A 13,928-nucleotide genomic window follows, 5' to 3' on the forward strand; every position below is an offset into this window, starting at 1 on the left:
GCGGAAATATTTGGAAATTACGCCGCCGGGGTGAACTTGTACGGAAAATTTCCTATCAGACCTTCTGAAGCAACCTACTCTTGATGAGACCTTTACCCAAGGAGTGTCCGGTTATGCGACTTCAGTCCCTTCTGGCTGCCTGCGCCGCAAGCGCCCTGCTGCTGCCATTGGCTGCCAATGCAGGCAATTTCCCCGCCGGTAAGGAAGCGCACTACATGACCCAGTGCCAACAGGTGGCGAGCGGCCAGGGCGTGGACGCGGCGATGGCGAAGAAGCACTGCGAGTGTGGCGCCCAAGCCATCAAAAAGAATTTCAACGATAAGGAGATCGAAGACCTCGACAGCCAGGACGGCGTTGACGCCAAGCTGATGCAGAAGGCCCAGCAGGTGGTTCAGGCCTCCTGCAAGCCGAAATAACCAGGGTTAGCGGGCCATTTCACGCATCTTTTGCGCTGGATCAACATCCTGCGAAGGTAAAAGGCGCTAGATGCGTAGAAATGGACTATAGTGTCGTCGGTGCCACTGAAGCTTCGCGACATTGCACCCCGATAAAAAATCATGTTTCTGGAGATTCACCCCATGTCCAATCGCCAAACCGGCACCGTCAAGTGGTTCAACGATGAGAAAGGCTTCGGCTTCATCACTCCTCAAGGCGGCGGCGACGACCTGTTCGTACACTTCAAGGCTATCGAAACCGACGGTTTCAAAAGCCTGAAAGAAGGCCAAACTGTTTCCTTCGTCGCCGAAAAAGGCCAGAAGGGCATGCAGGCTGCGCAGGTTCGTCCGGAGTAATTTTCGGATAGCTGCAAAAAACCCGCCACTTGTGGCGGGTTTTTTATTGCCTGCCAGAATCACGCAGTACCTTTGTGGGAGCGGCCTTGCGTCGCGATAGGGCCGCAAAGCGGCCCCGGCGATCTGTGTTGTGGCGACGAACTTGGGGCCGCTGCGCACCCCTATCGCGACACAAGGCCGCTCCAACAGGGGGCCAATTCTGGGCTTGGATCAACCGCAGTTGACGCGGGTAACCACACCCTTGTCGTCGACATTCAGGTTCAGCCGCTCGGAGCGGTATTCCAGGGTGATCATGTCGTGAGGCTTGAGGATGCGCGCCATCTGCGAGCCACTAGCCTTGCGCGCCTGCTCCAACAACTCTGGCGAGGCCAGCTTGCCGATGGTGAAGTCGGCGCCACTGGCTTCGCAGCGGCCATCATTGCCGGCCGGGGTGGCCTGGGTACTGCTGCCGCCCGAGGAGCCACCGGTGCTGCAACCTGTCAGAACGGAAGCCACCAGCAAGGTCGCCAGGGAAGCGCGGGTACGGAACATGAATCCTCCTAAATAAATCCGGGAACTGCCTGATGCGACAATTCCTCCAGGCATTTGTTGCACAACCGCACGATTCTGCCTGACTCGGCCACTTGACGCGAAAGGCAATCGTCACCGGATTTTGCACCGAACCGTCGGTTCGGCCAACCGCGCCTCTTATGCTTAAGTCGCAGGTGCCGTCACGCAAAGGCATGATTTACTGCAAGAAGCGGAGCGCAAAACGCCTCCCCTTCGAACGCCAGGACGCGGTATTCGACCTTTCACCCAGGCCCAGCGAGAACCGCCCCATGAGCAGCCATAGCATCGACGCCGATATCAAGGTCAAGTGGGACGAGGGCCAGAGCGCCTACAGCCCGAGCACACCTGAAGAACTGATGCTGATCGCCGTCGACCTGCTGGTGCGCGACCGCGGGGGTGACGCGGCGCGCAGCTTCATCGAGCAAGTGCTCGAGCGCCACGCGCCGCACGAGGCTATTTCAATCGCGCCAGGCGGGCGCTGAGCAGGTCGAAGAAGCCCTGGGCGTCGCCCTCCTCGATCCACATCACGTTGGCCGGCTGCTTGAGCACGCCGTACCAGTCGGCGATGGTCTGACCGAAGGTCGGGCCTTCACGGCTGTCGACTACCATGTGCACCTGGCGGCCCTTGAACAGTTCGGGCTTGAGCAGGTAGGCGATGACGCTGGCGTCGTGCACCGGGCCGCCGGGCATGCCGTAGTTGTCCATGTCGAACTTGATGTAGGCGTTGAGGATGTCCACCACCAGCTTGCTGGCATTGTTGTTCACCGCCGCCAGCTGCTTGAGGCGGGCGTCGCTGGTGAGCACCTTGTGGGTGACGTCCAGCGGCAGGTAGGTCAGCTTGACGCCGCTGGCCAGCACCACTTCGGCGGCGTGGGGGTCGGCGAACAAGTTGAATTCGGCGGCCGGGGTGATGTTGCCGCCGTTGAAGTGGGCGCCACCCATCACCACCACTTCCTTGATGCCGTTGACGATCTCGGGTTTCTGGATCAGCGCCAGGGCCAGGTTGGTCTGCGGGCCGAGCATGGCCACGGTGATGCTGTGGGGCTCAGCAGCGCCCAGGGTGTCGATCAGATACTGCACGGCATTGCCGTTGGCCAGGGGCTTTTTCGGTTCGTGGACCTGGACGCCGGTCAGGCCTTCCTCGCCATGGACGTTGGCGGCGTAGATCGGCGTGCGCACCATCGGCCGCCCTGCCCCGGCGTACACCGGGATCTCTTCGCGGCCTGCCCATTCGCGGGCCAGACGGGCGTTGCGCGAGGTCTTTTCCAGACGCACGTTGCCAGCCACGGTAGTGATGGCGCGGATCTTCAGTTCCTCGGGCGAGGCCATGGCCAGCAGCAGGGCCACCACGTCATCGGCGCCGGGGTCGGTATCGATGATCAGGTCGCGGGGCGCGGCCATGACGGCAGTGGCGGCTAGCGCGGACATGAGGACGGCTCCTTGGAGCAGGGATTTGAGGGACATTTAGCACTCCTTGTTGCTAGGGGATGGTTTCAACGGGAGCCGCTTTGCGGCCCTTTCGCCGGCAAGCCGCCCCCACAACCCAACCCGTGGGGGCGGCCTTGCGCTGCGACCGAGGGCAAAGCCCTCGCATTCGGTCTAAAAGGTAACGCCCGCCACCAGGGCAATATTGCTGTAGGGCTTGCACTCCCCCGTACGCACCACGGCCCGGGCCTGGCGACACAGGGTCTTGAAATCGGCATGACTGAGCACCTGGCGCTGGCCCAGCTCGCCGCCGGCATGCAGCCGCTCGACCTCGGCCAACCCTGGCGGCAAAGCCTGGAACACCTCCTCGGCCAGCACATGGCGCTCGACCTGCATTTCGCTCAGCACCACGCGCAGCACGCAGGCGAAGTCCGGGATGCCCGGCGTCAGCGCCAGGTCGATCAGCTCCACGCCCGACGGCACCGGCAGGCCGGCATCACCGATCACCAGGATGTCGCCATGGCCCAGCCCGGCGATGGTCCGCGACAGGGCGATATTCAACAGTGGCGTCTTCTTCATGGCGCCAGCTCCTTCAGGTAAGGGATCGAAGGCTGCGCGCCGACACGGGTCACCGACAACGCGGCGGCGCGCTGGCCGAAGGCGATCGCCTCGCCCTCGGGCAGGCCGCGCGCCAGGCCAGCGGCAAAGCCGCCGACGAAGGTGTCGCCGGCCGCCGTGGTGTCCACCGGCTGCACCCGCGGCGCCGGGAAGTGCCGGCTGCCGGCGGCATCGACCAACAGCGCGCCGTCACCGCCCAGGGTGACAATCACCTTGCCCGCGCCCAGCTGACGCAGACGTTCGGCCGCCCGGCGGGCGCTGTCCTGATCCTCTACCTGCACCCCGGCCAGGGCCTCGGCCTCGCTCTCGTTGGGGATCAGGTAGTCGATGTAGGCATACCACTCCGCCGGCAGCGGCCCGCTGGCCGGCGCCGGGTTGAGGATCACGGTCTTGCCCAGCTCGCGGCCACGGGCCAGGGTCCAGGCCACGGTGGCGGTGGGCACCTCAAGCTGGCAGATGATCACCTCGGCGCCCTGCAGCAGGTGGTCGAAGCGGCTCACCGACTCGGGCCCAAGCAGGCCGTTGCCGCCGGGAATGACGACGATGGCGTTCTGGCTGGCGGCATCCACCACGATCAGCGCCACACCGCTGGACACGCCCTCGCACAGGCTCACGCCCTGGCAATCGACACCCTCGCGCTTCAACGCCTGGCGCAACTGCTGGCCATAGGCGTCATCACCGACGTTACCGACCATTGCCACGCTGGCGCCCAGCCGCGCGGCGGCCACCGCCTGGTTGGCGCCCTTGCCGCCGGGCGCGGTGAAAAAGCTTTCGCCGGGCAAGGTCTCGCCGCCCCGGGGCAGGCGCTGGGCGCGGGCCACCAGGTCCATGTTGAGGCTGCCGACCACCACCACCTTGGCATCCATGGGTATTCCTTAACGGTAATCGTTGAACAGGTCCGGGCGCGGCCCGGTGGATTCACGCAAAACGATGCGCGGGGCGACGATGCGCTGCTCGGCGCCGCCTTCGCGCCGTGGCGTGACGATGCGCGACAGCAACAGGCCGGCGGCGCTCTCGCCCAGTTCACGGATCGACTGGCCGACCGTGGTCAGCGCCGGGTACACATAGCGGCTCAGCTCGATATCGTCGAAGCCGATCACCGACAGCTCGCCGGGCACGTCGATGTTGCGCTCGGCGGCGGCGCGCAACACGCCGAAGCCGATCATGTCGTTACCGGCGAAGATCGCCGTGGGCCGCTCGCCGTCGAGCAGGCGCGCCGCGGCGGCATGCCCGCCAGGGCTGGTGAAGTCGCTGTGCAGCACATGGCCGGGGGCAACGCGCACGCCGGCCTCGGCCATCGCCCGGCGGAAACCGGCCATGCGCAGCTGGCTGACACCGGTGTCCACCGGGCCGCCGATGGTGGCGATCTCGCGGTGACCCAGCTCCAGCAGGTGGCGGGTGGCCAGGTAGGCGCCCTGCTCGTGGTCGATGCGCACCAGGTCGGCCTCGACGCCGTCCAGGGCGCGGTCGACGATGACCATCGGCGTGCGCACGCCGCTGAGGCTGTCGAGCAGGTCCTGGTCCTCGCCCACCGAGGCGACGATCAGCCCGTCGATGCGCTTTTCCAGCAACACACGCAGGTAGCTGCGCTGCTTCTGCGGGTCGTCGTCGGAGTTGCACAGAATCACGCAGTAGCCATTGCGCTCGCAGGCGTCCTCGATGCCCCGGGCCAACTCGGCAAAGTACGGGTTGACGCTGTTGGGCACCAGCAGGCCGATGGTGGCGGTGCTGCGCGCCTTGAGCGAGCGGGCCACGGCGCTGGGCACGTAGTCGAGCTCGGCGATCGCCGCCTCGACCTTCAGGCGCACGTGCTCGCTGACCGGGCGGGTCTTGTTCAGTACATGGGACACGGTGGTGTAGGAAATCCCCGCCAGTGCCGCGACGTCTTTGATGGTTGCCATGGTTTCAGTTCCGCCGGTTCGCGCGCCGGCTGCGGTAAGTGTCGAGTACCACGGCGATGACGATCACCGCCCCGGTGATGATGCGTTTGGTCGGCTCCGAAGCGCCGATCTGGGCCAAGCCTGCGGCCAGCACCGAAATGATCAGCACGCCGAAGAAGGTGCTGATGACCGAGCCGCGGCCTCCCATCAGGCTGGTGCCGCCGATCACCACGGCGGCGATCACCTGCAGCTCGAGGCCGGAGCCGGCGTTGGGATCGGCGGCTTCCAGACGGGAGATCTGGAACAGCGCGGCGAGGCCGGCGAGCACGCCCATCAGGGCGAATACCAGGATCTTGTACGGACGCGGGTCGATGCCGGCCAGGCGCACGGCCTCTTCATTGGTGCCGATGCCGATCAGGTAGCGGCCGAACACGGTGCGGGTCAGCACCAGCTGGGCGGCAACGATCACCAGCAAGGCGATGATGAAGGCCGGCGAGATGCCGAAGGCGATGGGGTTGGAGAACCACGCAAAGGCGTCGCCGATGTAGGCGGTACGCGAGTCGGTGAACTGGTAGGCCAGGCCACGGGCCATCTCCAGCACGCCCAGCGAGACGATGAACGAAGGGATGCGCCAGGCCACAGTGATGCTGCCGGTGACGGTGCCGGCCAACGCGGCCACGGCCATGCCCAGCAGCGCGGCAGGCAGCACGCTCCAGCCCCAGCCGAGGATCGCCACGCTGACCGTCGAGGCGGCCAGGGCCAGCACCGAGCCCACCGACAGGTCGATGCCGCCGATGATCAGGACGAAGGTCATGCCCACCGCCAGCACCATCAGGTCGGGGATCTGGTTGGCCAGGGTGCTGAAGGTGGCGTAGGACAGGAAGTGGCTGCTCAGCATCGAGAACAGCACGATCATCGCCAGCAAGGCGCCGGCCAGGCCCAGGTAGGTGCCCAGGCCGAAATAGGTGCCGCTGCGGCGCACGGGCGCGGCGCCCGATGTATTTGTTGTGGTTTTCATGCGTCCATCCTGGGGGCTGCGTCGTGCAGCAGGGCATCACGTTTCTGGTAGCCGGCGAAGGCGGCGGCAAGCAGTTGGTCCTGGGTCCAGTGATCACGGTCGAAGGTGTCGATCAGACGGCCGGCGCTGAGCACGGCAATACGGTCGCAGATCAGCATCAGCTCGCGCAGGTCGCTGGACACCACGACGATGGCCTTGCCCTGGCGGGCGAGCTCGGCGAGCAGGCCATAAATGTCGAACTTGGCGCCGACGTCGATACCGCGGGTGGGCTCGTCGAACAGCAGCACCTGGCAGTTGCGCTCCAGCCAGCGGCCGATCACCACCTTCTGCTGGTTGCCGCCGGACAGCTCGCCCACGGCTTGGGCAGGGCTGGCACTGCGGATGCGCATGGCGCCGATCTGGCGCTCGGCCAGCGCGCGCTCGGCGTCGCGGTCGAGCACGCCGGCGCGGGACACGGCACCGAGGTTGCCCAAGGCGATGTTGGCGCTGATCGACTGGCTCAGCAGCAGGCCTTCGCCCTTACGGTCCTCGGTGATCAGCGCAATGCCGGCCTTGACCGCGGCCTTGGGCGAATCGATGACCACCGGCACCGGCGGCTGGCCGAGGGCGACCTGGCCGCTGTCGGCGCGGTCGGCGCCGTAGATCAGGCGCAGCAACTCGGTGCGCCCGGCGCCGATCAGGCCGGAGATGCCGAAGATCTCCCCTGCCCTGACCTCGAACGACACCTCGCGCACTTTGTCGCCACGGCTGAGCTTGTCGACCTTGAGCAGCGGCGCGCCGATGCTGCGCTGGCCGAGGTCGATATGCTCGCCCAGCTCGCGACCGACCATCAGGTTGACCAGTTGCTCGCTGTTGTAGCGCTGGATCGGCTCGGCGCACACCAGCTTGCCGTCGCGCAGCACGGCGATGCGCTGGGCCACGCGTTGCAGCTCTTCGAGGCGATGGGAGATATAGACGATGGCCACGCCGCGCTGGCGCAGGCGCTCGATCTGGGTGAACAACAGCTCCACCTCGCGGGCGGTGAGCATGGCCGTGGGTTCGTCGAAGATCAGCACATGGCAGTCGCCGATCAGGTTGCGGGCGATCTCGACCATCTGCTGGTGGCCGATGCCCAGCTCGCCCACAGGGGTGTCCGGGTCGATGGCGTCCAGGCCGACCTGGGCCATGGCCGCGCTGGCCAGCTGGCGCAGGCGCTTCTGGCTGACCCAGCCGAGGCGGCTGGGCAGGTTGTCGAGGAACAGGTTCTCGGCCACGGTCAGGGTGGGCAGCAGGTTGAGCTCCTGCATCACCATGCGCACGCCAAGGCGCTCGGCCTCGGCGCGGTTGCCGGGGCTGTAGGGCTGGCCGCGATAGCGCATCTGCCCGGTGGTGGGGATCTCCAGGCCGCTGATCAGCTTGGACAGGGTCGACTTGCCCGCGCCGTTCTCGCCGGTCAGGGCCAGCACCTCGCCGCCGCGCAGCTCGAGGGTGACGTCGCCGAGCACGGGCTGGGCGTAGGTCTTGCCCAGACCGCTGACGGCTAGCACGGTTTCATTGGCCGATACTGACATGGCCATACTCTCCTAGGTTGGCACAACACCCCGGTAGGCGCGGGCTTGCCCTGCGAAGCCGTCGACGCGGCGCATGGCACCGGTCAGGCCGGTGATCACGGGGCAAGCCTGCTCCTACAGGGATCACAACATCACTGGGTAATCATCTCGACCGGCGTCTGGATGACATTGTCGGCATCCACGCCCGGCTGCTCGCCCTTGAGCATCTTCAGCGCCGCCTGGATGCCGAACACCGCCTGCTGGCTGGCCGCCTGGTCGAGGGTGGCGAGCACACGGCCATCCTTGAGCATCGGTTTGATGGCGTTGATGTTGTCGTAGCCGACCACCTGCACCTGGCCGGTCTTGCCGGCGGCGCGCACGGCCGAGACGGCCCCCAGGGCCATGCTGTCATTGCCGGCAAGCAGCGCCTTCAGCTCGGGGTATTCGTTGAGCATCGAGGCGGCCACGGCGTTGCCCTTGTCGATCTCCCAGTTGCCCGACTGCACCGAGACGATCTTCATCTGCGCGGCTTCCATGGCGTCCTTGAAGCCGGCGGTGCGCTGCTGGGCGTTGGTGGTGGTCGGCACGCCTTCGATGATGCCGACCTGATCGCCGGCCTTGAGCTTCTGCTGGGCCAGGTAGTCGCCGACCAGGCGCGCGCCCTTGCGGTTGTCCGGGCCCACGAACGGCACGCTGATGCCCTTGCTCTTGAGCACGGCAGGGTCGAGACGGTTGTCGATGTTGATCACGGTGATGCCGGCGTCCATGGCCTTCTTGATCACTGGCACCAGCGCCTTGGAGTCGGCCGGGGCGATGACCAGGGCATTGGCGCCGGTGGCGATCATCTGCTCGACGATGCGGATCTGGTTGCCGGTGTCGGTCTCGTCCTTGATGCCGTTTGCCACCAGGGTGAAATCGTTCGGGTGCTCTTTCTGGTAGGCCTTGGCGCCGTCCTCCATGGTGCGGAAGAACTCGTTGGCGAGGGATTTCATCACCAGGGCGACCTTGGGCGCTTCCTCGGCGTGGGCAGTGGAGAGGGCGAAGATCAGCGAGGAGAAAACGGCGAGGGCCAGTGGACGGCCGGGGAACGGCAGTTTCATGGAAATGACTCCGAATCTTGTGGTTTTTATCGGATCGCAAACGTTTGCGGTGATCAACTATGGAAACAGCCGTAGGTTTTGTCAAATCCATTGCGTAGGCAGCCACAGCTCCACGCGTCGGATTATCCGCAATCCATCCGAAAAACCGAACATTTTTCCTACATAAATTCGGCCAGCCGAACAAAGACTACCTTCCTGACCCTGCGGTCGATTCGAGTACCCCCAGTCAAAACAGGGGTTTCAAGATGAAATTCGACGAACGGTAGTTGCTGGTACGAAATCTGCCTTATCCCAGTGCGACATAACGCACATCTCCTCCAGGAAGAGAGAAGCAGAAATGATGAAAACCGCTATCAAGACCTTCGCACCGAGCGCCCTGGCGCTGCTACTGGTACTGCCGACCACCGTTTCCGCCAAGGAAGCCGCGCAACAACAGAAACTTGCCAACGTGGTGATCCTGGCCACCGGCGGCACCATCGCCGGCGCCGGCGCCAGTGCCGCCAACAGCGCCACCTACCAGGCCGCCAAGCTGGGCATCGACAAGCTGATCGCCGGCGTGCCGGAGCTGCAGGACCTGGCCAACGTGCGCGGTGAGCAGGTGATGCAGATCGCCTCGGAGAGCATCGGCAACGACGACCTGCTCAAGCTGGGCAAGCGTGTCGCCGAACTGGCCGACAGCAAGGACGTCGATGGCATCGTCATCACCCACGGCACCGACACCCTGGAAGAAACCGCCTACTTCCTCAACCTGGTGGAAAAGACCGACAAGCCGATCATCGTGGTCGGCTCGATGCGCCCGGGCACCGCGATGTCCGCCGACGGCATGCTCAACCTGTACAACGCCGTGGCCGTGGCCAGCAGCAAGGACGCCCGCGGCAAGGGCGTGCTGGTGACCATGAACGACGAGATCCAGTCCGGTCGTGACGTGAGCAAGGCGGTCAACATCAAGACCGAAGCCTTCAAGAGCCAGTGGGGCCCATTGGGCATGGTGGTGGAAGGCAAGTCGTACTTCTTCCGCCTGCCGGCCAAGCGCCACACGGTCAACTCCGAGTTCGACATCAAGACCATCAGCAAGCTGCCGGCCGTGGACATTGCCTACGGCTACGGCAACGTGACCGACACCGCCTACAAGGCGCTGGCCCAGGGTGGCGCCAAGGCGATCATCCACGCCGGCACCGGCAATGGCTCGGTATCGTCGCGCGTCGTACCGGCGCTGCAGGAGCTGCGCAAGGACGGCGTGCAGATCATCCGTTCGTCCCACGTCAACCAGGGCGGCTTCGTGCTGCGCAACGCCGAACAGCCTGACGACAAGAACGACTGGGTCGTGGCCCACGACCTGAACCCGCAGAAGGCGCGGATCCTGGCGATGGTCGCGATGACCAAGACCCAGGACAGCAAGGAGCTGCAGCGGATCTTCTGGGAATATTGATCGGCCTGCGCCTCGGGCTGGTGTGTTGAACATAGCGGCCCTATCGCGGGGCAAGCCCGCTTCCACAAGTCTGCAACGACTTTGTGGGAGCGGGCTTGCCCCGCGATGCTTTCGATGGAACCAATCCCTCTACCACGGTCTTATACGGCTTTCATCCTACCTGCTGTTGCGAAACGGCTTACAGTGAAATACTGTATGCACATACAGCAAAACAAGGAACAGCCCCGTGGCCAAACCCGCCTCCGCGTCGCCAAGCAGTTATGAACTCCTGGGTCAGCGCATCCAGAAGATCATCAACAGCCCCACCGCCCAGCGCAGCCGCGCCGCCTTGATCTTCCGCCTGGAGCATGAGTCGCCCGACGACTGGGCAACCCTGCTTGAGGAAATCGCCGAGAACGACAACGTCACCCTCGCCCACCGCGACGATGGCGGCGTACAGATTTTCTGGACCGTGCCGAAGGAAGACTGACCGCGCATGAGAGTTTCGCTTTTCGCCGCCTGCCTGCTGCTGCTTGCCCCCCTCGCCCACGCCGACGCCCCGCGCACCTTCCAGGAGGCCAAGAAGGTCGCCTGGAAGCTGTACGCGCCGCAGTCCACGGAGTTTTATTGCGGCTGCAAGTACAAGGGCAACAAGGTCGACCTGGCCTCCTGCGGCTACGCGCCGCGCAAAAACCTCAACCGCGCCTCGCGCATCGAATGGGAGCACATCGTCCCGGCCTGGCAGATCGGCCACCAGCGCCAGTGCTGGCAGGATGGCGGGCGCAAGAACTGCTCGCGCCACGACAAGGTCTACCAGCGCGCCGAGGCCGACCTGCACAACCTGGTGCCGAGCATTGGCGAGGTCAACGGCGACCGCAGCAACTTCAGCTTCGGCTGGCTGCCCGAGCAGCATGGCCAGTACGGCAGCTGCCTGACCCAGGTCGACTTCAAGGCCAAGAAGGTCATGCCGCGCCCATCGATCCGCGGGATGATCGCGCGCACCTACTTCTATATGAGCAAGCAGTATGACCTGAGGCTGTCCAAGCAGGACCGCCAGCTGTTCGAGGCCTGGAACAAGACCTACCCGCCACAGGCCTGGGAGCTGCAGCGCAACCAGCAGGTGGCATGCGTGATGGGCCGTGGCAACGAGTTCGTCGGGCCGGTCAATCTCAAGGCCTGTGGCTGAGCAGGGTCAGGCCAGCGTCTGCAGGTAGGCGCTGGCCTCACGGTAGCGGGACAGCCGGGCCAGGTCGGCCGGGCCAGGATGGGCAATGCGCGAGAGGTCGCTGTTGTCGGCCAGGTCGGCGAGCTTGACCTGGCGCGCCAGGGGGTCGACGCCAAGTCGGATGACGAAGGCCTCGTAGCTCTCCCCTTCGCGACGGCTCAGCGCCAGCAGCGCGGCGAGGATCTTCAGCGGGAAACCTTCGCGGGCGAGGTCGGACAGGGTCAGCGGGGTGTCTTCCAGCACGTCGTGCAGCACCGCGACGATGCGCTGTTCCGGGGTGATCACTCGCTCCATCACCCGCAGCGGGTGGAGGATGTACGCCGCACCGCCTTTGTCGAACTGCCCTTCATGTGCCTTGATGGCCATCGCGATGGCCCGCTCCAGCGTCGCCATGAAGTCATCCCCTCTTTGAACCCCCGCACTAGACAGCATAGCCGCTGTGCGCCCTCACTGCAGCGGACTGCCAACGGGAGCGGACGTGCCGCGTGATCACCCACGCAGCCAGTGCCAGGTTATTGCGCAGCGCGCACCACAATGGACCTTTCACGACCCGAAGGCGCTGTGCAGCCCCCGCCCGCCAAGGCCTCCGGCCACCTGGCATCCTCCTTGCTGCCGTCCCCCGCTTAACCTTTTGCCAGCCTTAGGTTTTTTAAGGTTCATGAGCACAAATTTACTAATTTCTCGATACCCGCCCACCCCGCATCATCGCTCCAACAAGAACGCGTCGCCCCTTGCCGGCACGCACCCGGGCTTCCCCCGATGCCCCACCTTGCCTTGGAGTCAGTCATGACCAGTGCAGCCAATTCGGCACCCCTCATCGAGAAACACACAATCGGCTACGTGCCGCCGCAAGACCGCCATGGAAAGGTAAGGGATCTGTTCACACTGTGGTTCGGCGGCAATATCGCGCCGTTGCCCATCGTCACCGGCGCGCTGGGCGTGCAGCTGTTCCACCTCAATCTGGTCTGGGGCATCGTCGCCATCCTCGTCGGCCACCTGGTCGGCGGTGTGCTCATGGCCCTGCACTCGGCCCAGGGCCCGCAGATGGGCATCCCGCAGATGATCCAGAGCCGTGCCCAGTTCGGCTCGCTCGGCGCCCTGCTGGTGGTGGTGATCGCCGGGGTCATGTACATCGGCTTCTTCGCCTCCAACATCGTGTTGGCCGGCAAGTCGCTGCACGGCGTGGTCGACAGCGTGCCGGTGCCGGTGGGCATCGTCATCGGCGCCCTGGGCTCGGGCATCATCGGCATCATCGGCTACCGCTTCATCCACGTGCTCAACCGCATCGGCACCTGGGTGCTGGGCATCGGCATCGTGGTCGGCTTCGGCTACATCTTCAGCCATGTGCAGAGCGACGACTTCCTCACCCGCGGCGGCTTCAACCTGGCCGGCTGGCTGGCCACCGTGTCGCTGGCGGCGCTGTGGCAAATCGCCTTCGCGCCCTACGTTTCGGACTACTCGCGCTACCTGCCGGCCGACGTCAAGGTGTCCTCGACCTTCTGGACCACCTACCTGGGCTCGGCCCTGGGCTCGAGCCTGTCGTTCATCTTCGGCGCGGTCGCGGTGCTGGCGATCCCGGCCGGGATGGACACCATGGACGCGGTCAAGCTCGCCACCGGCACCCTTGGCCCGCTGATGCTGGTGCTGTTCCTGCTCAGCGTGATCAGCCACAACGCCCTCAACCTGTACGGTGCGGTGCTGTCGATCATCACCCTGGTGCAGACCTTCGCCTACCGCTGGATCCCCACCGCCAAGAGCCGCGCCGTGCTGTCGCTGATCGTCCTGGCCGCCTGCTGTGTGGTGGCGGTGTTCGCCTCGGCGGACTTCATCGGCCACTTCGTCGACATGGTGCTGGTGTTGCTGGTGGTGCTGGTGCCGTGGACGGCGATCAACCTGATCGACTTCTATGTCATTCACAAGGGCGACTACGACATCGACTCGATCTTCAAGGTCGACGGCGGCATCTACGGCCGCTACAACCCACAGGCGCTGATCGCCTACGCGGTGGGCATCGCGGTGCAGATCCCGTTCATGAACACGCCGCTGTATGTCGGGCCGGTATCCGTACACATCAATGGCGCCGACCTGTCGTGGCTGGTGGGGCTGGCGATCACCTCGCCGCTGTACTGGTGGCTGGCCACTCGCGACAGCGCATATCGCCGTCGCCAGGTGAGTGCAAAGCTGGCGGCGGGGGTCTGAATCCGCCGGGCTGATGATCGACAGGAAGACCCGCCACGGCGGGTCTTCTGCCCTTGCCAGGCCTACTCAAGGCTCATCAAGAAACGTCCTACATCGCAAGCGGACCCAGCTGACTACTTCAGGCAAAACACCTTGGCGAGCATGCGCACTTCCCGCACAAGGAGTGTCCCATGCAAAAATTGCCAG

Annotated in this window: 16 protein-coding genes; 7 read left to right on the forward strand and 9 right to left on the reverse strand. The window is 64.9% G+C overall.

Annotated elements, in window-relative coordinates:
• Positions 1-113: 113 nt before the first annotated feature.
• On the forward strand, positions 114-416 hold the full coding sequence (locus tag AC25M7_RS21270; protein WP_028691464.1) for a hypothetical protein: 303 nt from the start codon (positions 114-116) through the stop codon (positions 414-416).
• A 162-nt stretch (positions 417-578) separates the two neighbouring features.
• On the forward strand, positions 579-791 hold the full coding sequence (locus AC25M7_RS21275) for a cold-shock protein (RefSeq protein ID WP_007956027.1): 213 nt from the start codon (positions 579-581) through the stop codon (positions 789-791).
• Positions 792-1,001: 210 nt separating this feature from the next.
• Here the strand turns inward: AC25M7_RS21275 and AC25M7_RS21280 are convergent, their stop codons facing one another.
• The gene (locus AC25M7_RS21280) at positions 1,002-1,322 is read right to left on the reverse strand and encodes an I78 family peptidase inhibitor (protein WP_028691463.1); all 321 of its coding nucleotides are present in this window, start codon (positions 1,320-1,322) and stop codon (positions 1,002-1,004) included.
• Positions 1,323-1,609: 287 nt separating this feature from the next.
• Here AC25M7_RS21280 and AC25M7_RS21285 point away from each other — a divergent pair, with 287 nt between their 5' ends.
• Positions 1,610-1,822 (forward strand): hypothetical protein, encoded by a 213-nt coding sequence (locus AC25M7_RS21285; protein WP_028691462.1) that lies wholly within the window; start codon positions 1,610-1,612, stop codon positions 1,820-1,822.
• Here AC25M7_RS21285 and AC25M7_RS21290 read toward each other — a convergent pair.
• The 7 genes from AC25M7_RS21290 to AC25M7_RS21320 all read right to left on the reverse strand — a co-directional run bounded on the left by AC25M7_RS21290 (position 1,794) and on the right by AC25M7_RS21320 (position 8,910).
• Positions 1,794-2,804, reverse strand: coding sequence for a nucleoside hydrolase (locus AC25M7_RS21290; RefSeq protein ID WP_062574427.1), 1,011 nt, complete (start codon positions 2,802-2,804; stop codon positions 1,794-1,796). The genes AC25M7_RS21285 and AC25M7_RS21290 overlap by 29 nt on opposite strands.
• A gap of 135 nt (positions 2,805-2,939) precedes the next feature.
• Entirely contained in the window at positions 2,940-3,344 is a 405-nt protein-coding gene (gene rbsD / locus AC25M7_RS21295; RefSeq protein WP_062361004.1) for a D-ribose pyranase, read from the reverse strand.
• Positions 3,341-4,249, reverse strand: a complete 909-nt coding sequence (gene rbsK, locus AC25M7_RS21300) for a ribokinase (RefSeq protein ID WP_069017411.1) — start codon at positions 4,247-4,249, stop codon at positions 3,341-3,343. Before rbsK ends, rbsD begins: the two co-directional genes overlap by 4 nt.
• A gap of 9 nt (positions 4,250-4,258) precedes the next feature.
• The gene (locus tag AC25M7_RS21305; protein ID WP_062361001.1) at positions 4,259-5,284 is read right to left on the reverse strand and encodes a LacI family DNA-binding transcriptional regulator; all 1,026 of its coding nucleotides are present in this window, start codon (positions 5,282-5,284) and stop codon (positions 4,259-4,261) included.
• Positions 5,285-5,288: 4 nt separating this feature from the next.
• Entirely contained in the window at positions 5,289-6,281 is a 993-nt protein-coding gene (locus tag AC25M7_RS21310; RefSeq protein WP_028691457.1) for an ABC transporter permease, read from the reverse strand.
• Positions 6,278-7,831, reverse strand: coding sequence for a sugar ABC transporter ATP-binding protein (locus AC25M7_RS21315; protein WP_028691456.1), 1,554 nt, complete (start codon positions 7,829-7,831; stop codon positions 6,278-6,280). The genes AC25M7_RS21310 and AC25M7_RS21315 overlap by 4 nt, the downstream gene beginning before the upstream one ends.
• A gap of 131 nt (positions 7,832-7,962) precedes the next feature.
• The gene (locus tag AC25M7_RS21320) at positions 7,963-8,910 is read right to left on the reverse strand and encodes a substrate-binding domain-containing protein (protein WP_486971436.1); all 948 of its coding nucleotides are present in this window, start codon (positions 8,908-8,910) and stop codon (positions 7,963-7,965) included.
• 340 nt (positions 8,911-9,250) lie between these two features.
• Here AC25M7_RS21320 and AC25M7_RS21325 point away from each other — a divergent pair, with 340 nt between their 5' ends.
• The 3 genes from AC25M7_RS21325 (at position 9,251) to AC25M7_RS21335 (ending at position 11,504) form a co-directional block, all read left to right on the forward strand.
• Positions 9,251-10,339 carry an asparaginase gene (locus AC25M7_RS21325; protein ID WP_028691454.1) on the forward strand — a complete coding sequence of 363 codons (1,089 nt, stop codon included), beginning with the start codon at positions 9,251-9,253 and terminating at the stop codon, positions 10,337-10,339.
• Between the two features lie 226 nt (positions 10,340-10,565).
• Positions 10,566-10,808, forward strand: coding sequence for a DUF1654 domain-containing protein (locus AC25M7_RS21330; protein WP_028691453.1), 243 nt, complete (start codon positions 10,566-10,568; stop codon positions 10,806-10,808).
• Positions 10,809-10,814: 6 nt separating this feature from the next.
• Positions 10,815-11,504, forward strand: a complete 690-nt coding sequence (locus AC25M7_RS21335) for an endonuclease (protein ID WP_028691452.1) — start codon at positions 10,815-10,817, stop codon at positions 11,502-11,504.
• A gap of 6 nt (positions 11,505-11,510) precedes the next feature.
• On the opposite strand, the gene AC25M7_RS21340 is transcribed toward AC25M7_RS21335, so the two are convergent.
• A complete protein-coding gene (locus AC25M7_RS21340) occupies positions 11,511-11,936 on the reverse strand; it encodes a GTP pyrophosphokinase (RefSeq protein WP_028691451.1) in 426 nt (141 codons plus the stop codon).
• Positions 11,937-12,329: 393 nt separating this feature from the next.
• Between AC25M7_RS21340 and AC25M7_RS21345 the strand changes: the two genes are divergently transcribed.
• Positions 12,330-13,742 carry a purine-cytosine permease family protein gene (locus AC25M7_RS21345; protein WP_028691450.1) on the forward strand — a complete coding sequence of 471 codons (1,413 nt, stop codon included), beginning with the start codon at positions 12,330-12,332 and terminating at the stop codon, positions 13,740-13,742.
• Positions 13,743-13,928 lie beyond the last annotated feature (186 nt).

This window comes from Pseudomonas sp. P106(2024), from assembly GCF_057480815.1.